14 protein-coding genes are annotated in these 20,855 nt (G+C 64.9%); 3 read left to right on the top strand and 11 right to left on the bottom strand.

The genetic code is table 11. The features are described 5' to 3' along the window. Positions 1-100: 100 nt before the first annotated feature. Positions 101-2,278: a 1,4-alpha-glucan branching protein GlgB gene (gene glgB, locus VFO25_03065; GenBank protein ID HET9341884.1), complete on the top strand. Its 2,178-nt coding sequence runs from the start codon at positions 101-103 to the stop codon at positions 2,276-2,278. Positions 2,279-2,451: 173 nt separating this feature from the next. Continuing rightward, positions 2,452-3,876: a glycogen synthase GlgA gene (gene glgA / locus VFO25_03060; protein HET9341883.1), complete on the top strand. Its 1,425-nt coding sequence runs from the start codon at positions 2,452-2,454 to the stop codon at positions 3,874-3,876. Between the two features lie 56 nt (positions 3,877-3,932). Here the strand turns inward: glgA and VFO25_03055 are convergent, their stop codons facing one another. The 11 genes from VFO25_03055 to VFO25_03005 all read right to left on the bottom strand — a co-directional run bounded on the left by VFO25_03055 (position 3,933) and on the right by VFO25_03005 (position 19,879). Beyond that, positions 3,933-4,832: an IS481 family transposase gene (locus VFO25_03055; protein HET9341882.1), complete on the bottom strand. Its 900-nt coding sequence runs from the start codon at positions 4,830-4,832 to the stop codon at positions 3,933-3,935. Positions 4,833-4,979: 147 nt separating this feature from the next. After that, on the bottom strand, positions 4,980-6,506 hold the full coding sequence (locus VFO25_03050; protein ID HET9341881.1) for a hypothetical protein: 1,527 nt from the start codon (positions 6,504-6,506) through the stop codon (positions 4,980-4,982). Between the two features lie 91 nt (positions 6,507-6,597). Next, positions 6,598-9,744 (bottom strand): hypothetical protein, encoded by a 3,147-nt coding sequence (locus VFO25_03045; GenBank protein ID HET9341880.1) that lies wholly within the window; start codon positions 9,742-9,744, stop codon positions 6,598-6,600. A 46-nt stretch (positions 9,745-9,790) separates the two neighbouring features. Then, positions 9,791-10,849 (bottom strand): hypothetical protein, encoded by a 1,059-nt coding sequence (locus VFO25_03040; GenBank protein HET9341879.1) that lies wholly within the window; start codon positions 10,847-10,849, stop codon positions 9,791-9,793. Between the two features lies 1 nt (position 10,850). Beyond that, positions 10,851-13,157 (bottom strand): M56 family metallopeptidase, encoded by a 2,307-nt coding sequence (locus tag VFO25_03035; protein HET9341878.1) that lies wholly within the window; start codon positions 13,155-13,157, stop codon positions 10,851-10,853. Next, a complete protein-coding gene (locus VFO25_03030; protein ID HET9341877.1) occupies positions 13,154-13,537 on the bottom strand; it encodes a BlaI/MecI/CopY family transcriptional regulator in 384 nt (127 codons plus the stop codon). The genes VFO25_03035 and VFO25_03030 overlap by 4 nt, the downstream gene beginning before the upstream one ends. Positions 13,538-13,842: 305 nt before the next feature. Beyond that, a complete protein-coding gene (locus tag VFO25_03025) occupies positions 13,843-14,844 on the bottom strand; it encodes an NAD-dependent epimerase/dehydratase family protein (GenBank protein HET9341876.1) in 1,002 nt (333 codons plus the stop codon). After that, a complete protein-coding gene (locus VFO25_03020) occupies positions 14,841-16,736 on the bottom strand; it encodes a hypothetical protein (protein HET9341875.1) in 1,896 nt (631 codons plus the stop codon). Before VFO25_03020 ends, VFO25_03025 begins: the two co-directional genes overlap by 4 nt. A gap of 111 nt (positions 16,737-16,847) precedes the next feature. Continuing rightward, entirely contained in the window at positions 16,848-17,066 is a 219-nt protein-coding gene (locus tag VFO25_03015; protein ID HET9341874.1) for a DUF2934 domain-containing protein, read from the bottom strand. 138 nt (positions 17,067-17,204) lie between these two features. Next, entirely contained in the window at positions 17,205-17,507 is a 303-nt protein-coding gene (locus VFO25_03010; GenBank protein ID HET9341873.1) for an HU family DNA-binding protein, read from the bottom strand. A gap of 113 nt (positions 17,508-17,620) precedes the next feature. Beyond that, positions 17,621-19,879, bottom strand: a complete 2,259-nt coding sequence (locus VFO25_03005; GenBank protein ID HET9341872.1) for a hypothetical protein — start codon at positions 19,877-19,879, stop codon at positions 17,621-17,623. Between the two features lie 148 nt (positions 19,880-20,027). On the opposite strand from VFO25_03005, the gene VFO25_03000 reads away from it, so the two are divergent. Continuing rightward, positions 20,028-20,855: an aldo/keto reductase gene (locus VFO25_03000; GenBank protein ID HET9341871.1), complete on the top strand. Its 828-nt coding sequence runs from the start codon at positions 20,028-20,030 to the stop codon at positions 20,853-20,855.

The raw sequence follows: 20,855 nt of genomic DNA, 5'->3' as shown, positions 1-20,855 counted from the left end.
GCGGTCGAGCTTGTAGCGGTCGAGCTTTAGCTCGACCGGACCGCCGCGGTCAGCCCTCGCGGGTAGGGCGTGACGCCGCGGAGAAATCGCCTCTTAAAGCATGGAGCTCTTAGCAGACGCGCGCGTCACCGCGCTCATCGAATCGCGCAGTCACGACCCGTTCGGGATCCTCGGTCAACACGCGGAGAACGGCGGTTGGGAGATCCGCGCGTTTCTGCCCGAGGCTCAGCGCGCATCCGTCGAGACGCCCGATGGTTTGCAACTGATGGAGCGCGTCGGATCGACCGCGCTGTTCACCCTGCATTCGCCGACTCAGCTGCCCGGCCCGTATCGCATCTTTTGGGAGCGCGACGGCATCCGGCACGACGACTTCGATCCGTATTGCTTCGGACCGATCATCTCCGATTTCGATCTTCATCTGTTCGGCGAGGGCAAGCTGCTCGAGGCGTATCGGGTTTTCGGCGCGCAACTGACGACGATCGACGGCGTGGACGGCGTCGCGTTCACGACATGGGCGCCGAATGCGGAGCGCGCGAGCGTCGTCGGCGATTTCAACGGCTGGGATGGGCGGCGCCATCCGATGCGCAGCCGGGGCTCGTCAGGTGTCTGGGAGTTGTTCGTCCCCGGCGTCGCAGCGGGCGCCGTGTACAAATTCGAGTTTCGAAATCGGCAGACCGGCGGCGTCATCGTCAAGTCCGATCCGTTCGCGCGTGGGTACGAGCATCGGCCCGGAACGGCGTCGGTCGTCGTCGCGCCGAGCACGCACCGCTGGACGGACGGCGCGTGGATGACGTCGCGCCTCCATTGGGACTGGCTGCACAAACCGATCTCGTGCTACGAGGTCCACCTCGGGTCGTGGCGGCGGCACGGCGACGGGTCGTACTATGGCTATCGCGAGACCGCCGGCGTGCTCGCGAACTATGCGCGCGACCTTGGCTTCACGCATGTCGAGCTGATGCCGGTCAGCGAGCACCCGTTGGACGAATCGTGGGGTTATCAGACGACTGGCTATTTCGCCCCGACGAGTCGTTTCGGCTCGCCCGATGATTTTCGTGCGTTCGTCGATCGGATGCATGCCGAAGGGATCGGCGTCATCGTCGATTGGGTGCCGGCGCATTTTCCGCGCGATGATTGGGCGCTCGCGCGCTACGACGGCACGCCGCTCTTCGAGCACGAGGATCCGCGGCTCGGCTCGCATCCCGATTGGGGCACGCTCATCTTCAACTACGGGCGTAATGAAGTACGCGGCTTCTTGTTGTCGAGCGCGCTGTGCTGGCTCGACGAATTCCATGTCGACGGACTGCGCGTCGACGCCGTCGCGTCGATGCTCTACCTCGACTACTCGCGCAAAGAAGGCGAGTGGGTGCCCAACCGGCACGGTGGCCGAGAGAATCTTGACGCGATCGAGTTCCTGCGCGAGCTGAACGTGCTCGTCCACGAACGGCATCCCGGCGCGTTGACGATCGCTGAGGAGTCGACGGCATGGCCGATGGTGTCGCGCCCGACGTATCTCGGCGGACTCGGATTCTCGCTCAAGTGGAACATGGGCTGGATGAACGACACGCTACGATATATGGAAGACGACCCGATCCATCGGCGCTACCATCACGATATGCTCACGTTCAGCCAGCTCTACGCATATACGGAAAACTTCGTGCTTCCACTGTCGCACGACGAAGTCGTCCACGGCAAGCACTCGCTGCTCGATAAGATGCCCGGCGATCCTTGGCGCAAGTTCGCCAACCTTCGCTTACTGCTGACTTACCAGGCGACGCATCCGGGCAAGAAGCTGCTGTTCATGGGCGGCGAGTTCGGCCAGGGCGAGGAATGGAAAGCGACGCGCGAGCTCGCGTGGTCGCTGCTCGACGTGCCGTGGCACGCCGGCATCCGCGCGGCTGTCAAGGATCTCAACAGCTTGTATTCATCGCTGCCGGCGTTGTATGCCCGGGACTTCGAGCACTCGGGCTTCGACTGGATCGACTGCAACGACGCCGATGCCTCGGTGCTGACGTTCATCCGGCACGGCGGCGGCCAGTTCGTCGTCGTCATCTTGAACTTCACGCCGGTGCCGCGCTACGCGTACCATATCGGCGTGCCCGAAGGCGGCCGCTATCTCGAGATATTCAATGGCGATTCCGCGCTCTACGGCGGATCGAATCTCGGCAACGGCGGCGCGGTCGAGACGAGCGACGAGCCGCATCTCGGGCGCCCGCACTCGATGTACGTGCTCGCGCCGCCGCTCGCCGGCGTCATCCTGATCCCCGAGCGCTTCACATGACTCCGGCATTCGCACACGTGAATTGTAGCGGCCGAGCTTTAGCTCGACCGCCGCGACTTCACCAATTCCACTTTGGGAGCGGTCGAGATTTATCTCGACCGCCGCGACCTCACCAATTCTACTTTGGGAGCGGTCGAGATTTATCTCGACCGCCGCGGCCTAGCATCTAGCTGATGGCGACGCCGCGCGTCCTCTTCGTGACGAGCGAAATGTACCCGCTGGCGCACACCGGTGGACTTGGCGACGTCTCTGCCGCGCTGCCCGCCGCCCTACGAGCACTCGGCGCCGATGTGCGCGTCATGCTCCCGATGTATCGCGGCGTCCGCGAGCGTGCCGTGAAGCACGCGCGGCCTGTCGCAGTGCCCGGCACAGACGGCGTTTTCATCGTCGCCGCGCGAACGCCGGACACCGACATCCCCGTGCTTCTCGTCGATAGCCCGGCGCTCTTCGATCGCGATGGCAGCCTCTACGTCGACGGATCGGGCGCCGATTGGCCCGACAATTCGATCCGCTTCGCGATGCTCTCGAAGGTCGCATCGATCGTGGCGAGCGCCTCGAGTCCGATCGGTTGGTCGCCGCAGCTGCTCCACGCGAACGATTGGCAGACGGGCCTTGCCGTCGCCCTGCTCGCGACCAGAAGAGAAGGCCGCCCGCCGACTGTCTTCACCATCCATAACCTGACCTTCTTGGGGCTGCTGCCGCGCGCGGCGTTCGCCGAACTCGGTTTGCCGCTCCAAGCCTTCGGGATCCATGGAGTCGAGTTCTACGGCGACGTCTCGCTCATGAAGGCGGGCATCTCGTACGCCGATCGCATCACGACCGTGAGCCCGACCTACGCGCGTGAGATACAGACGCGCGATTTCGGCGCCGGCCTCGACGGGCTACTGTCCGAACGGTCTGCACATCTCAGCGGCATCCTCAACGGTGCCGACTACGTGCGCTGGAATCCCACAACCGACGCGCACATCGCGGCGCGCTACGACTCGATGTCGCTCGACGGCAAGAGGGTGTGCAAGACAGCGCTGCAGCGCGAGCTCAAACTGGAGGAGCGAGCCGACGCGTTTGTGATCGGCAGCGTCTCGCGCCTGACGACGCAAAAGGGGCTCGATCTTCTGATGCGCGCACTGCCGGCGGTTCTAGACGCGAGGACGCAGATCGTCCTGCTTGGATCCGGTGATCGAGGACTCGAACGCGCGTGGGTCGATGCTGCACGACGCCATCCCGGACAGGTCGGCGTCCGCACGGGGTTTGACGAACCCCTTTCGCATCGGATCGAGGCAGGAGCCGACGCATTCGTCATGCCGTCGCGCTTCGAGCCGTGCGGGCTCAACCAGATGTACAGTTTGCGCTACGGCACGCCGCCGATCGTCCATCGTGTTGGCGGCCTTGCCGATACGGTCGATGACGGCGTCACCGGCTTCTCTTTTGCCGAAGCGACGCCGGCAGCGCTCGCGAAGGCGATCAAACGCGCGCGCACGACTTTCGCCGACCCGCACGCCTGGCGCGCGATGCAGCTGCGCGGCATGCAGAAAGACTTCAGTTGGCCTCGATCCGCGAAGCTGTACCTCGAGGTCTATAGCCAGCTACTCAAGGCGTAGCCGAAATCTGCGAAACCGCGTCGGTCGAGCTTTAGTGTAGGGTCTACACAGCTACGCTACACTTTGCGAGCCTGCGCGAGCTTGTGCAGGGGTGCCTTCCCGTTGAGCGCTTTGTGCGGTCGCTGGGTGTTGTAGAAGTTCGCGAAGTTGTAGATGATCGTCTCGCGCGCCTGCAAGCTGGGCAGCACCCGGGCATCCTTGATCGCCTCGTGCATGAGTGTCCGGTGCCAGCGCTCGACCTTCCCGTTGGTTTGGGGATGGTGCGGTCGGGTCCGCGCGTGGCGCACGCCGAGCAACTCGCACGTGTTGCGCCAACGCTCGCTGGTGTATCCCGATCCGTTGTCGGTGAGGACGCGCTCGACGGTCGCGCCCAGCGACGCGAACTGCGCGATGCCACGCTCGAGGAACTCAGCGCATGACGCGGCGCTCTCGTCGGGATAGATCGCGCAGAAGACCCAACGCGAGCAATCGTCGAGCATGACGTGCAAGCACTGGTGGCCGATCTGCGACCGGATACTGCGCGGCAGCGGAACGAGGCCTTTTGTGCCGAGTTTCTTGACGTCGACGTGGACGAGCTCGCCTGGACGGGCGTACTCGTAGCGGTGGGGTGCCGCGGGCGGCATCGGCTTGGCGAGCCGGTTGATCCCAAGCCGGCACAGGATCTTGTAGACGGTCGATGTCGGCATCGTGAGCCGGATGCCAATGAGCCACGGGCCGCCGCCGGTCTCCTCGCGCACCTGGCGGACCAACTCCTCGACGATCGCCGGCGTCTTGCGCGGCTGATAACGCGGGATGGGCGATCGGCTTTCGCGGCTCTCCCGCTGGAGCCAGCGGTAGACCGTCGTGCGAGCGACCCGCAGGCGCTCGCTGATCGTCGTGACGGTAATGCCGGCGCGGTGCAGGTCGATCATCTTTTGACGCAGTTCGCCGCGGGTCGAGTTCGTGGTACAATACATGAAGAGCCCTCCTGAAGGCGGTTGCTAAGCACAAACACCTTTCAGGAAGGCTCTCGCTTTACCCTAATTTTACGTGTAGCGAAGGTCCGTAGACACTACACTAAAGCTCGACCGCTACGTTTTCGTCTTGGACTACCGAAATCGCGGTTAGCGGGCCCAGTCGTAGAACGACGCGAGGTCGCTCTTGAACGAGGCGAGCGCCGGCACGTGCAGATACACCATATGGCCGGACTCGTAGTAGCCGTAGCGGATGTTCTTCTCCAGCGTCGGGTTGATCGGCAGGTGCGCGAGCAGATAGTCGGTGCCGAAGAACGGCGTCGCCATGTCGTAGTAACCGTTCGCCGAGAACACCTTGAGGTGTGGGTTCTGCGACATCGCGTCGGCGAGGTCCGGCATGAGATCCGCGAGCGGAAAGTCGTTGCCGTTGAACTTATGGTCGATATCCCAGTTGTTGCCGACCTCCGGGTAGTTCGTCGGAAAATAATTGAGGTCCGTGTGATAGTCGAGCTCGTCGCGCACGTATGCGTTGAACGCAGCGACGTATGCACCCGAGAACGACGAGTTCGCAGGATCGTAGTCCGGGAACTCACCCGTCGGCGTCTCGTCGTAGCCGAGGAAGCGCCCGTCGAGACGCCCCGTTATTTTGCCGCTCGTGTGGAGCAGCTGCTTTTCGAACTCGCCGGGCTGGACGCGCAGGTTCGCGTCGCGGATGAACTGCTCGCTCAAGCCCGTATATGCGTGCAGCTTGCGCACTACGTCTTCGCGTGCCGCGCTCGAGGCCCACGCGCCCTCGTAGAGCACGTCTTTGTACTCGCCCATGGCGAACTGTTTGACGGGACCGAGGAACGTCGCGATATCGTTCGGCCGGTTCGGCACCTTGTGGTGATACCACGCGATCGCCGCTTCGGTCGGCAGGTACTCGATGAACTGCTCGTCGTTGCCGTCGCCGCCGACGAATTCTTCGAAGTTGATGACCGACGACAGCAAGATGATGCCGTTCACCTGGATGCCGTCGTTCCAAAGGAGATCGACGAGTCCGCACGTGCGCGGCGTGCCGTAGCTCTCTCCGAAGAGGAACTTGGGCGAGTTCCAACGGTCGTTCTGCGTGATGTACGTCTGCACGAACTGACCGAACGCCCGGATGTCCGGATCGACGCCGTAGAAGTCTTTCGGATCGGCCTTGATGATACGGCTAAATCCCGTGCCGACCGCGTCGACGAAGACGAGATCGGTCTTGTCGAGCAGGCTGTACTGATTGTCGACGAGTTGGAACGGCGGACCGGCCGTCGGCTCGCCGTCGCCGACGACGACGCGCTTCGGTCCGAACGATCCCATGCGCAGCCAGATCGTCGAGGAGCCGGGGCCGCCGTTGTAGAGGAATGTGACCGGCCGAGTCGCTTTATCCGATACGCCGTCGAGCGTATAGCCGACGTAGAACATCCGCGCCGTCGGGTTGCCCTTGGAATCCTTGAGCGTTATCGTGCCCGCAGTCGCGCTGTACGGCAGCGTCTTGCCGTCGACGACGACCGTATGATGGGTGATCGCATCCGATGATGCCGGCGGCGGCGAAGCGGGCGGCGTTTTATCGCCCGAAGCGCCGGCGGCTTGATCTGCGTTTGCTGCGGTCGCCGACAACAACGTCGCAAGCGCCACGGCGAGTGCTGTGTGTCTCAAAGCATCTCCATCCAAGATGATACGTGAAGCCGACGACTACATTCGTAGTGCTGGACGGACCTCTCGGCTTTCGCTGTTCTGCGTGATAGCGTCAGCGAACGGGCGGATACCCCGCCGTCTTCAGAGCCGAGTTGAGCGCCGCGACATCGTCGTCTACGAGCTTGCGGTACCTCGATGACGCATCCGCCTGCATGCCTCCGAGAGCGTCGAGCTCCCGCAGCGCTGAGGTTGTCGGCGCGTACTGCTCCCCCGACAGCTGGAAATACAGCGCCTGAAGGCGTTCGCGCAGCATGTCCGGCAGAAAGTCGTCGTCCTGATCGTTCGTCGGGCTCGACGTGAGCTCTGCGCGTACGCCGGACGCATCCCGGTGCGTCGTCGCCAGCATCGCAAGAAGCTGCGCGTTCGATGCCGCCCGCTTCGTGCGGTCAGCGAGATCGCCGTCCAGCCGGTCGAGCGCGTTGAGCATGTCGTCGACCGCCGACATCCGGCTGACGATGTCGACGAGCGTCTCGCGCGAAGCCTTCGCGTCCGCCGCGCTCCACGGCGCGCGCGGATCCTCGAGCACGGTGACCGGCCGCGAGAACGCGTGACCGCCGACATGCAGGACGACGTCGTACGTACCCGGCGCGACGGGCGGCGAGCCGATCGCATCTCGGTTCCAGCGCGGCGCCGCGAACCACGACGTCGGAGGATCCGACGTCAGATCCCACACGATCCGGTTGATGCCGGTGTCGGTCGGAACGTCCGGCACTTTCTTGCCGCCCTCTTGATGCGTTCCGGAGAAACGGCGGACGACTCGACCCGCCGCGTCGATGACGTCGATCGAAGCGGGCCCTTTCGTCCCTGAGTGGATGTAGTACGAGATCGGCAAGCCGCCGGCCGGGCCGGCATCGCCCGAGAACGAGCTGGGACCGCCGTTCGGATTTCCCTGAGCTTCCGTCAGTATCCAGTAGACGTTACGCAGCGGAAAGAGGTACGTCCCCGCGCTTTTCGCGCGCGCGAGCTGTTCGACCGGCGTCAGATCATCGAGTATCCACACTGCCGCGCCGTGCGTCGCCGCGATGAGATCGTTCTCGCGCGGCTGGATCCGCAAGTCGCGCACGGACGTGGCGGGCAGGCCGAGCTGGAACGGCTGCCACTTTCGTCCGCGGTCGAGCGAGACCCAGACGCTCTGCTCGAGCCCCGCGTAGAGAACGTCAGGGTTGCGCGGATCCTCGCGCACGGTCCGGACGAACTGATCCGGCGGCAACCCATCGACGACCGATCGCCACGTCTTGCCGTAGTCTTGCGTCGCGAAGATGTAGGGAGCGCGGTCGCCGGCGTAGTGACGATCGACGATCGCGTACGCGGCCGCCGCGCTCTTCGATGACGGCTCGATCGTCGCGACACGTCCGTAGGGACCGACGCCGCGCATCGTGACGTTCGACCAATGCTTGCCGGTGTCGCGCGTCAACTGGACGAGCCCGTCGTCGGTACCGACCCACATGACGCGTGGATCGACCTTCGACGGCGCGATATAGAGTATCGTGTCGAAGACCTCGGCACCCGTCACGTCGTGCGTGATGCCGCCCGTCGCTTGCTCGTGCGATTTGTCATCGAGCGTCAGATCGGGGGAGATCGGCGTCCAGTGCGCACCGCGATCGGTGGAGCGCCACACGACGTTGCCGCCGAAATACGCGACGTGCGGATCGGACGGCGAGAACGCGACCGGTGACTCCCAGTTGAAGCGATACGGAAGCCCGGCGGTGCCGATCGCGTTCGTATCGCGATCGTACGGCGATACGTCGCGATACTGTGCTGTGGTGCGGTCGTAGATGCCTAGCTCGCCGCCGTTGTTGCCGCCGCCGGACGCCACCCAGACGTACCGGTCGTCCGCAGGATCGGGCACGACCCACGTCGCGTCGCCGCCGCCGACGTTTGTCCAATCGCGGTCGACGATCGCGCCTGTCGACGAGGTCGACATCCCGCACCACCCGCCGTTGTCTTGCAGGCCGACGCAGACGTCGTACGGGATGCGGTTGTCGTAACCGACGCGATATGTCTGCGCGGACGCATAGTTGTCGCGCCACTCCCACGACGAACCGCCGTCGATCGAGATCGCCGCGCCGCCGTCGTTCGCGTTGATGACGCGGCGGCCGTCGGCGGCCCACCAGATGTCGTGATGGTCGCCGTGGATCGCGTGCGCGTTGTTCTTCCACGTCTTCCCGCCGTCGCGGCTTTCCGCGAGATTCACCGAGACGGCGAGCAAGTGGTTCGGATCGGTCGGGTCGACGTACAGATGCGAATAGTAGAACGGGCGCTGATCGAGCAGCGTGTTCGAGGTGACGTAGTGCCACGTGTCGCCGCCGTCGTCCGAGCGCCAGAGCAGGCCCTCGCGGCTCTCGATTATCGCATAGACACGATTCGGGTCGCTCGCCGCGACCGCGACGCCGACCTTGCCGAGCGAGCCGCTCGGCAGACCGTGCCCGCTCAGCTTCGCCCACGTCTTGCCGCCGTCGGTCGAGCGGTAGAGTCCGTCCTGCGCTCCGCCGCTGTCACCGCTCCAACCCGTTCGCCGGTACTCCCAGATGCCGGCGAAGACGACGGCCGGCCGATCCGCGTTCCATGCGAGCTCCGATGCGCCGCTGCGCGGCCCGACGTAGAGCGTCTTCGTCCAGGTCTTGCCGCCGTCGGTCGTCCGGTAGACGCCTCGCTCGGAATCGTTGGCGAACGGGTCGCCCTGAGCGGCGACGAGCGCGACGTTCGGATCGTGCGGATCGACGAGGATGCGGGCGATCGCCGCGCTGTGCTCGAGGCCGCGGTGCATCCACGAGTCGCCGCCGTCGGTCGACACGTAGACGCCGTCGCCGTACGACACGTCGTTGCGCGGGTTCGACTCTCCGGTGCCCACCCAGATGACATCGCGATGGTGCGGCGCTATCGAAACGGCGCCGATCGGCCCGACGGGCTCGTCGCCCCACACGTCATCCCAGTGAGCGCCGCCGTCTTTCGTCCGGTAGACGCCGCCGCCGGCCGTGCCGACGAAATAGAGGAACGGATCGTCGTCGGTGCCGGCGACCGATGTCGCGCGTCCGCCGGAGATCGCGGGACCGATCGAACGCCACTGCAGCGACCCGAAAGGTGGCGGCGCGGTCGCTTTCGCGTGCGGTGCCGGCGTCGCTTCCGCAGCCACGGCTGTCGAAGTCAATAAAAAGACGGCCAGCGCGGACGCAGCCGTCGAGAGTATGAAGCGCATCATGCGCCGCGCTTCGACGCCCCCTAGGGCCGCCCTTCGTTTGTCGCCATCAGATGCCGCTGTCGTGGAGACGGATGAGGTCGTCGACCGACGGGTGGTAACCGTGCGCCTGGAGGCGCGAGACGAATTCGAGATCGACGCCATGGTCGCGGAGCCGCACGAGATCGTCGGTGGTGGGGACGTAACCGAGCTCTTTCAGCCCCGTGACGTAATCGAGATTGACGTCGTGGTCGCGCAAGCGGACGAGATCGCCCGCGACGAGACGGTAGCCGAGTTTGTGCATACCGGCGGCGAACGCGGCATCGACATCGTGGTCGCGCAGCTGCACGAGATCGCCGACCGAGGGCGAGTACCCCGACTGGCGCACTGCATTGACGAAGTCGATGCTCACGTCGTGATCGCGCAGTTGCACGAGATCGTCCGCGCTCGGATGGTAGCCGTCTGCGACGAAGCCCGAGACGAGGCGCGGATCGACGTCGTGATCGCGCAGCCGGACGAGATCATCGACCGAGGGCGTGTGGATGCCGCCCGAATGCAGCGCTGCGACGAACGGGGCCGTGACGTCGTGGTCGGCGAGGCGGACGAGGCCGTCGGTGGTCAGGCCGGCGACGCCCGCGGATCTTAGCTGATCGACGTACGCGAGCGATACGTTCGAGAACGCAAGCCGGAACTGTTCGCCGATGTAAGGCCGGCCGATGCCCCGCCCAGCGAGACCGTCGGCGAACGACTCGTTCGGCACGAAGTTGAAGATGCCGGACCCGGTGCCGCTTTCGAAGTAGCCACGGCAATCGAACGTGCCGGCATCGCGGGTGACCGTGAAGTGGGCGTCGCCGCGCGAGTGCTCGACTTGGTCGAGCGTCATGCCCGTTATGCCGGACTGCGAAAATGCGACCGTGTGCCCTTCATCCCACGTCGACCCGCCGCTGCGATACGCGAGCTCGAAATCGACTTGATCCTGTTGGAGGTAGTTGAGGCGCCACGTGCCAGCGTACGTACTCGAGGCGTCGTCGGCGCGCGCCGTCCGAAGAGCTGCGAAAGGGGCCAACGCGAGGCATGCGAGACCTCCGCAGGCGGCTATCGTGGCCGTGCGCCACACGTTCTTTGGCATCTTAGAAGCCGTTGTTCGCGAGCTTGATGAGCTCGTCGACCGAAAGCGTTTCGCTGAAGCCGTGTGCGCGCAGCCGCTTGATGAGGTCGGGGGTCACGCCCGCGTTCATCATCCGGATGAGATCGTCGGTCGATACTCCCGAGTAACCGAGGCCGGCGAGGGCGTGGATGTAGTCCGGCGATACGCCGGCGTTCGCAAGCGCGATGAGCGAATCGACGCTCATCCCCACGTGGCCGAGCTTTGCCAGATCGATGAGGTATGACGACGAGACGCCCGCGTTCTGCAGCTTGACGATCGATGCAGCGCTGAGCTTCGCGTAGCCGCTTTTGGCGAGCGCGTCGATGTATTCGGGCGTGACGCCCGCGTTCGCAAGAGCGACGAGGTCCTGCACCGACGGGGCCGGCCGAAGCGACGCCTTCGCCGATTGTACGAGTGCGAGAGTCGCCCCCGAGTTCTGAAGCGAGATGAGGTCCTCGGCTTTGAGCCCGGCATAGCCCGCGGCGGCCATCGAAGCGATCGTAGCGGCGCTCACGCCGGAGTCGGCGAGCGCGATGAGCGTGTGCGCCGGCATCGGCAAGACGCCGTATTGCTTGAGCGCCCGGAGATACGAGCTTGTGACGCCGGAGTTGCGGATCGCGATCAGGTCGTCGACCGATAGATGCGAGTAGCCGGCCGCGGCAAGGGCGTCGAGGAAGTCCTCTTCCGACGATGACTGCGGGGCCTTCGGGGCGAGCCCCAACTGCGACTGTGCTGCCATCATCGCGATGCGCGGGGCGAGCGCGATCTGCGGTCGGACCATCGAGAGCGATCGGGCCATCGCCGCCGCGATATGCGGCGCGATCGCGATTCTCGATCGCGCCATCGCCATCGCTATCTTGGGTTCTTCGGCGAGAACCGCACTCGTCGCGTGTGCGCTGACGCGCGTCAAGTTGAGGTGCGCCACGGCGAGCGCCGCCTGAGCTTGCGCGAGCGCCGCGACATCCTCGGCGGCAAACGACGGCTCCTTGTTCGCCGACTGGTAGAGCGCCGCGGCCTCGGCGCTGCGCGCCTTGTCGAGCTCTGCCCAGGCGGATGCCGGCGCAGACACGGGCGGCTTGGGAGCCGGCGGTGTGGATATCGCGAGCGCGGGCAGCTGATGCGCCGCGAGGGCGGCGACCGCGATGATGACCGCGATCGCGCTTGCGGCCGGCACGACGCCGACGCGCGCGGAACCCGCGTGATCGCGGTCGAGGAGCTGTTCGATGCGTACGACGATCTGGCCGCGATCCGGGAAGAAACCGGCTGCCGGCACGAGATGCTCGACGTACGCGCCGCGGCGCGCGATCTCGGTGAGGCACTTCGCGTACTCGATGCGGTCCGCGTGGCCTGCGGCGACGAGGTCGTCGCACGCGATCTCGCGGTTCACGTCGAGCGCGCGGCACGCGACGTGCACTATCGGATTGAAGAACAGCGCGGCGCGGATGCATTGCTGGACGAGGTTCGCCCAATCGTCGAAGCGACGCACGTGGCCCAGCTCGTGAGCCAGCACTCTATGGAGGTCTGCTTCGTCGAGGGTTCGGACGAGCGACGACGGCAGCGCGATGACGGGATGCGCGTAGCCGATGACGCACGGCGACCCGACTTCGTCCGATTTCGCGACCGCGACTGGCCGCGACACGGATCGGCGCATCGCATCGACCGCCGGATCGTCCAGGCGGACCAGTCCGCGTTTGATCGTGGAAAGCCGGTAGAGGCCCCAACCGAGACGGGCGAACTGCAGTGCCCCGATCGCGAGCCACAATCCGAATGCGAAAACGATCCGCGCCTGCAGCCATTGGCCGGCGGCGATCGCGGCAAGGTCGACGTCGGAAATCGCGCGGCTCAGATCTGCGCGGACTGATGCGATCGCAGCCAGTGGCGTAGCGGAGGTCTGCCGGACTTTCGTGAGCGTCTGCGTCGGATGTGCGATGACGTACGACGGTTTGGGATGTACGGCGATCGCGTTCGTTGTCGCGAGATCGGCGTGAGTCACCGTTTGCCGAGGTGCAGGCGCAACGGACACACTCGCGTGGACGGCACTCGGCTGGGTCGGCACATCTTGTGCTTGCTTTGCGACCTCGGGCGCGATCGTGATGATCCGCTCCGGCGCGAAGAGGTTGATGATCGGCAGGACGAGCGCGGCGACGAGCACCGCTGCCCAGACATAGTAGCGCACGGCCGCGCTCGCACGCCGTGCGAGCCGAAGCGCGGTCCAGGCGATGGCCGCGATGACGGCGCCTTGCCAGATGGAATTGACGATAGCCCACGCGGCGTGTGGTAGCGTGATCATCGGCGCTTCGCCTCCGCGATCATCCGCTCGACCTTTGAGATATCCTCATTCGACAGATCTGCCTCGCTGAGGAGGTTGACCGCGAGTTGGCCGGCGGAATCGTTGAAGAACCGTGTTAGGAGCTGTTTGACGGCGGCCTTCGAGGCAGACGCCTTGTCGACCACCGGATAGTAGACGAAACCGCGCCCGACTTCGTCATGGCGGATGTAGCCCTTCTGCTCGAGTATGCGCAGCATCGTCTGGACGGTGTTGAATGCGGGCTTCGGCCGTTGCGACAGGCCGACGAGAACTTCCGCGACGCTGGCACGACCCTTCGCCCACAACACTTCCATCAAGCGCTGCTCTACCTCGGTGAGCGTCACTGACGCCTTGCGAGCCACTCGTCCGTCCTTTCACCTAAATTATTAGGTTGAACAGAGCGTACCACTTCCGGATGCAGTCGTCAAGGAGTATTACTGCGGCGTTTTGGCCGTCGCCGCGCGTCTTTCAAGCTCACGGCGCAGGCCTTTTTCACCCTTCGCCATCGACCACTCATGGTTCCAGGCGAGCAGTGGCCGTAGCGGTCGAGCTTCAGCTCGACCGCCGCGGACTTACCACTGCAAGGTCATCTGCGGTCGACCGTAAAGGTCGACCGCTCCATACACTCGGCTGGAAGGCCGTCTCCGGTCGAGCTGAAGCTCGACCGCTACATAGCCTTCTCTTCGCGATTGTGCCAGCGCGCGAGCAGCTCGGCTTCGCGGTCGCGCGTCAGCCCGGATTTGAGCGCGCGATCGAGGCCCTTCGCACGCGTGTACTCCAGCGTTGCGCGCACGGTTTCGTCGAGCGGCCGGTACGCCAGTCCGGCCGCGACGGCTTTCGCCGAGCTCGCCCACATGAGCGTGTCTTCACCCGTCGGGATCCAGGCCGGCAACTCGGACCAGGGCGCGATCTCTTCCGCCTTGACGAACTGCTCGTCGACCCACGTCGCCTTCGTCCGCGTGTCGGATAGTCGCAAGCACGACTCGATGAGATCTCCCATCGTCGACTTCGTTGTATCTCCGGACGCGTTGAATACGCCCGACGTTCCACGTTCGACCGAGCCCGCGATGAACTCGGCGAGATCGCGCACGTCGATGAACGAGATGTTGTGACCGGGCTCGCCCGGCACGAGCATCTCGCCGCCGAGCGCCGCTCTGTGCGGCCAATACGTGAAACGATCCGTCGGATCGAGCGGACCGACGATGAGTCCCGGCCGCACGACGAGCGCGCGACCGTCCGCGCCGTCGATGACCGCTTTTTCGCACAGCGCCTTCAGGGGCCCGTAGCTCTCCGGCGTGATCTCCTCGATCGTCGGATCTGCAATAGTCGCCAACTCGGACTTCTCGTCGCGCGGCGGCTCTATCGGATCGACGTACACGCTTATCGATGAGACGAAGACGTACGATGCTATCGCAGGCGCGAGCATCTCCACCGACAAGGCGACGATGCGAGGGAAATAGCCGCACGTGTCGACCACCGCATCGAACTTCCTGCCGCGCAGCCGCTCGAGATCCGTCGCTCGATCGCCGACGACGTGCTCGACGCCGGGCCTCGACTGCGAGGGGTTGCGGCCGCGGTTGAACGCGGTCACGCGGTGGTCCCGACGCAAAAGGGCATCGATCACGTGCGGCCCGAGGAAATTCGATCCGCCGATGATGAGGACGTTCATGCCGCGCCATCCCAGCGCAGCGGCGAGTCGTACGCGAACGCGACGAGCAGGCCCGCGAATCCGGCGATGAACGGCGAGCCGATCGCAAGGTTCGGCGGCCATCCGAGCCCGTGCGCGAGCGCGACCGCGACGACGTACCCCGCGGTCAAGACGAACGGCATGCCGAACCCGAGCACGTAGAGCGCCGGCGCGTGGCGCGCGCGATCCCCGAGCGACGCGACGAAAATATCGCCCGCCAGTCCGGCGACGAGCGCAGCCGGTATCGCGAAATATTCGTCATTCTGCGTCGCCAACGCGACGCCGAAAAGTGTGAGGACGAGCGTCAGGGCACCGAACGGCAGCCGCCATCTGCGCACGAGCATGAGCGAAGACCCGCAGATCACGATCGCCTGCAGGAGCATCGCCGATAGGCTGAGCGCCAGACCAAAGTCCGATGACGACGGGTGCGGACGGCCGACCGCGTTGAAGACGATGCGGCTGCCGGCCCACGCCGGTCGCGACGCGTCCACACCGGAAAGCTTACTCACGTCGACGGGATCGCGACCGTCCTGGCCCGCGACAAATATCTGATCGGTACCGCGATCCGAGCGCACGAACGCCAGTCGCGACCCGTCGCGCGCCACCGCGGACATATTCGCACCGCCCGATTCGATCGTCCGCGTCGACCCTGGTGACATCTGGCTCAAGCTCGCCGCGTCGATCGTGCTCGGATTCCCTTCCGCGTCGCTACGCGAGAAATAGATCTCGGTTCCATCCGCGGAGTACGACGGCCAATCGCCCAGCGCACCCGCGACCCACGCGGCTGCGCCCGTACCGGCATCGACGATTTCGATCTGATCCGTCACGCCGTTGCGGGAGCCGACCGCGATGTGGCGGCCGTCCGGCGCCCATGCAGGTCCGTTGAGCGTCGTCACGCCATGGAGGACGATGCGTTGGCCGCTGCCGTCGGGTCGGACGACGTCGAGTTGGAATTCGCCGGACGTCGCCGCCGGCGCGGAGATGTATGCGATCCAGTCGCCTTGCGGCGACCACGCAGGTTGCGTGTCGTGACGGCCGCTATGCGTGATGCGGATAGGCTTTGTTGCCGAGCCGCCGACCGAGGCGACGTACAGATCGCTCGATGGTGAATCGCCGCTCGCGACGCGATAGACTATGCGATGGCCATCAGGCGAGACCGCCGGGCCGAACGCGTCGTCGCTTACCGACGGAAACAAGCGCGACTGATGCGCCCCGTCCGCATCCATGACGTAGAGGCCGTCGACGACGCCCGCGTCGTCGTTTTTCTCGACGACCGACACCACGGCGTCGGCTCCGATCGGCTGCACGTACTGCGTGAAGAAACCGACAAGCGCGAGGATAGCCGCGACCGCGATCGCCGCGGGGCCGACATGCGACCAACCGCCGGCGTCCTCGCGGTAGCGGTACGCGACCGAGCGTATCGGTCCGCTGCAAACCAGCGCAGCACCGAGCGCGAGCGAGAGATGCGTCGGGCTGACGAGCGCGTCGATCGACGCTTCGATGCCGAAAATCGTGTGCCACACGAGATCGAGCCCGCCGCCCACGATGAAGATGACGACGCCGAGAACCGCAGACCAATAGCCGGCCGGGATGGAATCGCGGATCGCCGCTCGGCCGGCGACGCCGAAGAGCCCGCCCGTCATCGCGTCGCGGCGCGTCGCGAGATTGCGCAAGCCTACGACGAACAAGACGATGCCGCTCAGCGCCATCGTTCCATACAAGATGAAATGCCACGGCGTGAAAAAGCTCTCGTCGACTTTGCCGTGGTTGTGCGCCCAACCGTCTTGAAAGACGCCGGCGATGAGGAGCGCGGACAAGACGCCCATCGTCCAATCGAAACGATCGGACGACCGGGCAGGCTCAACTGCTTTCATAGTATGCGTGCGTTTGGCGCGAGAAGGCCATCTCCTCGGCGCACGTCTTCACGAGAGCGAAACGGGCGCTACGCCGAGCGCCCGCGTGACTAAGGTGTTCGGCTTAACGCGTCAGCGCTGGACCGCGAGCTGATCGTGGATCTGCGCTTCCGCGGCGAGCCAGTCGTCAAGCTCGTGACCTGGCTCGAAGCCGCGCTGTTCGGCGATATAGTACGCGGCCTCGCCGATCATGCGATCGAGTTCGGCTCTAGCCGACTCATCGACGTCCGACGGCATCTCTGCCGGCTCGATTTGATCGAAAGCTGAAGCGATAGGTGGTGCTGTGAGCATGGGGGCGTCTCCGTGGATCTTGAGGCGGGCGAGGGCTGTTCGCGCTGCTCGAACGCGGTTCCCGTGCGGCGCGCCAAAGCCCGACAATCGACGTTTGACGATCGCCGGGCCCTCTTGGCAGCTCTACAGTTTGAGGTACTACTTCTTCGCTTTGGGCGGAACTACCGCGTCCTTGAAAGCCTTCGCTAGGCGGAACTTGACGACGGTCTTCGCCGGGATCTTGATCGCCTCGCCGGTCGCCGGATTGCGGCCCATGCGCGCCTTGCGGTTCGCCTTCACGGCCTTGCCAAGTCCGGGGATCAGGAACTCGCCGCTGCGCTTCGCCTCTTTGACGACGAGCGCGACGAGATTGTCCATGAAGCGGATGGTGGTCTTGCGGTCGACGTCCGTCTTCTCGGCAAGCGTCTTGATGACTTCGGATTTCGTCATACCCTTGGCCACGATATCTGTCCTTTCACGCGATTACCGCGCGCATCAGAAGCGCGATGCTAGATAGCCCCGTGACTTATGCACGGTTTCGCGAAAGCCTTCGGAAAATCGAGGATTTTTGCGGGTCAGGTCCCGGCGCCGCCGCCGATCCGAAGCAGGTACTTGATGATGAGGCGGTCGAGCGTCACCGGCGCAGCGGGCGTGCCGAAGTTGACGAACAGCTCGCTGCCGTTCTTGAACTTCGTGTGAAATGCCGCAGCGAGGTTGTCGCCCGGGGACGCAAAGCCGCCGCGCCCGCTGATCGCCCGGTATGCGAGCGTCACTTCCGTGTCCGGTCCGAGCGAATCGCCGATGCCGACGCTGCGCAGCAGCTGACCGTCGACGCCTATGGCATCCGAGCGCTCGTGCGTGCCGTCGTACGCCCACTGGAGGCTGAACTTGTTCCCGATGGGATGGGTCGACGAGATCTGGAACTGCTGCAGATAAAACGGCTTGAAACATTTCGATGGCGGCGTCGTCGGCGTCAACACGCAGTTTGGCACGAAGCCGCCGAAGTTGCCGGCGCCGTAGAACGTATCAAACGGCGTCGGCGTGCCGTCGCGATAGCCGAGCGAGACAGAGGCGATGTTGAACGGCAGCGTGACACCTCCCGTGAGGAACGGGTCGTCGAGCTCGCTCACGTTGACGCCGACGTTCGCGTGGATGAGCTTATTCGTCACGATGTCTTGGTTGCCGAAGAAATCCGCCTGGTGGACAGTGCCGCCGTGCGTCTCGAAGCGGTCGCCGGTGAAAAACCCGGTCCACGATTTCAGCCCCGGCGTCGTGCCGGTGAAGTTGAACATGTAGACCGGTCCGTGGGAATCGTCGATGGTCGTGAAGCCGTCCATCGGACCGTAACCGCTGCCGATGTCCTGATAGCCCTGGAAGACTTCGTAGTTCGGCTTGTGCACGTCGAGAAATTCGTTGCGCAGATACGAGAATTGCGAGGTCGGATCGAAGGTGAGAAGGCGATCTTCGACGGCCTGATTGTAGCCCCACACAAGTCCACTGCTCAAGTTGCGGCCCGCGATACCGGTATCAACTGTCGAGTCGTTGCCGCAGCGCGTAAGGTCAAAGGTCGGGCATGAGCCGTGGTGCGCGAGGACGCCGTTCGCCCAGAGCAGGAACGTCCGGTTCGGCAGGATGTGGTCGAAGCCGAAGGCGGTGTCATCGATCGACGAACCGTCCGGCTCTACTCCTCGGACTTCGAGCAAGCCGAACGCTTGCGCGCCGAACGTCCCCTCGACTTTCTCACCGCGGTCGAACGTGCCGATGCTCGGACTGTAGAACACCGCATCCGGCGCGGAGTCGAAGCCGCCGGCCGGCACGAGCTGGTCGGGCGTGAAATATTGCGCGCCCTGCGCGAAGAACGGTCGATACTCGAAGAGGTTGCGCCGGAACTCTTGCGGCACGATCGTCTGCTGATCGACCTCGACGTTCGAGAAGTCGGGGTTGAGCGTTCCGACGGCGGCGATCGTGCTCGTGAACGGATACGTGATGTCGATGCCCTCGTTGCGCGCGTTCTGCTGCGCGACGCTATTGTTGGGCTGGACGAACTGGTTCCGATCGCGCCCGGCGCTCTCGAGCCCGTATATCTCCGCTCGCGGTTGCGGCCGGCCGGCGGTCGCCGCTATGTCGAGACCGGTGAGCGACGGCCACCAGCGGGCATCGGTGAAGATCGGCCAGTTCGGCGGTTGTGCATCCTGCATGAGGCCGTCGTACGCCCAACTATAGTGCTCGCCGGTCGCGGCGCAGATGCGGATGAAATTGAACAGCCACGTGCGGTTCTTGCCGCCGGGAGCGCGCAGGTCTTTCATCGGGATGACCATCATGGCCGTCCAGCTCGTGCCTTCGACCTTAGCGGTCGCGCGCCACGGCGGCGCGTAACGCGCGGATTCCGACGCCTGTTGATAGCGCACGCCGCGCGGCGTCGTCTCGAAGCAGTACACTTGCGTGCCGGCGCCGCTCGTATCGATGCAAACGCCGACCGCGTCGTCCTGTCCGAAGCCGACGTCGTTCGTCGACTGCTCCTGATGGATCGGCACGCCGCTTTGCTCGACCTTGAAGCCGACGTAGACGTTCGTCTGATCGTACAATATGTAGGCGGTCGTGTCGTGCGGCGCGGGGCGGCGCGTCGTGATGTCCTCGAAGCCGTTGGCGGTGACGGCCGACGACCACGCCGGATCGGTCAGCGACGGGTCGAACGCCGGCGGCGCCGACACGAGCGCGGCGGGATAGAGGTGCGAACGGTCGACGGATGCACTCGCTTGAAGCGCGCAGGCGGCGATGACCGACGCGACGACGCCGATAGCGTACGCATAGCGATATAGTGGGTTTGTTCTCATGGCAACTATGGAAATAGTTGCCATCTCGCTCTCATCCCTTCTCGAATGCGGTTTCGACGACTAATTCTGCGATAACCGCGAAGGCCGGCTCGCTCGCCGTCGAAACCGCGGCGGATGAGCATCAGCATCCGCTTAACGAGGCGCCTCAATGCGCGAAAAGCCGTTCGGAAAGCGGGGTCCGCGCGTGCCGGTGATCGGCCAAGGAACGTGGCCGGTACCCGTCGCGAAGGCACTTCGGCGCGGCATCGATCTCGGGATGACGCACATCGATACCGCCGAGATGTACGGCGACGGCGAATCCGAGCGCATAGTGGGCGAGGCGATCCGCGGCGTGCGTCGCTCGCGCTTGTTCATCGTCACGAAGGTGCTGCCGAGCCACGCCGATCGCCGCGGGGTCGCCCTCTCGTGTGCCGCATCGCTCCGGCGCCTCGGAACCGACTACGTCGATTGCCTGCTCATCCACTGGCGGGGCGACACGCCGATCGAAGAGACGATGGGTGCGCTCGAAGAGCAGGTCGACGCCGGCAACGCGCGCTCGATAGGCGTCAGCAACTTCGACCCGTGGGATCTACGCGAAGCCACGCTCAATCTTACGAAGCAGCGCATCGCTTGCGATCAGGTGATGTACAATCTCGGCGAGCGGACGCCCGAGGAACACGAATTGCCATGGTGCAGAGCGAACGGGGCCGCGCTCGTCGCGTACACGCCGCTCGGCTTGCCGACGCTCGACGCGCGCACCCGCGGCGGCCGCATACTATCGGCGATCGGGCGAAAGCATCGCGCGAGCGCGCATTCGGTCGCGCTCGCGTTTCTCGTGCGCCAGCCGAACGTGTTCGCGATACCTAAGGCGTCGCAGATAGATCACGTCATCGCGAACGCAAAAGCCGGCGACCTCCGGCTGAGCGCTGAGGAGGTCGCGGCCATCGATGCTGCGTTTCCGCGTCGCAAACGCGTCGGGCCGCTGCCGACGAACTGA

The sequence above is a fragment of the Candidatus Eremiobacteraceae bacterium genome, from assembly GCA_035710745.1.
Lineage (GTDB): Bacteria > Vulcanimicrobiota > Vulcanimicrobiia > Eremiobacterales > Eremiobacteraceae > JANWLL01.
The sequence above is the reverse complement of the archived record's forward strand: the minus strand, read 5'-3'. Positions and strand labels throughout refer to the sequence as shown.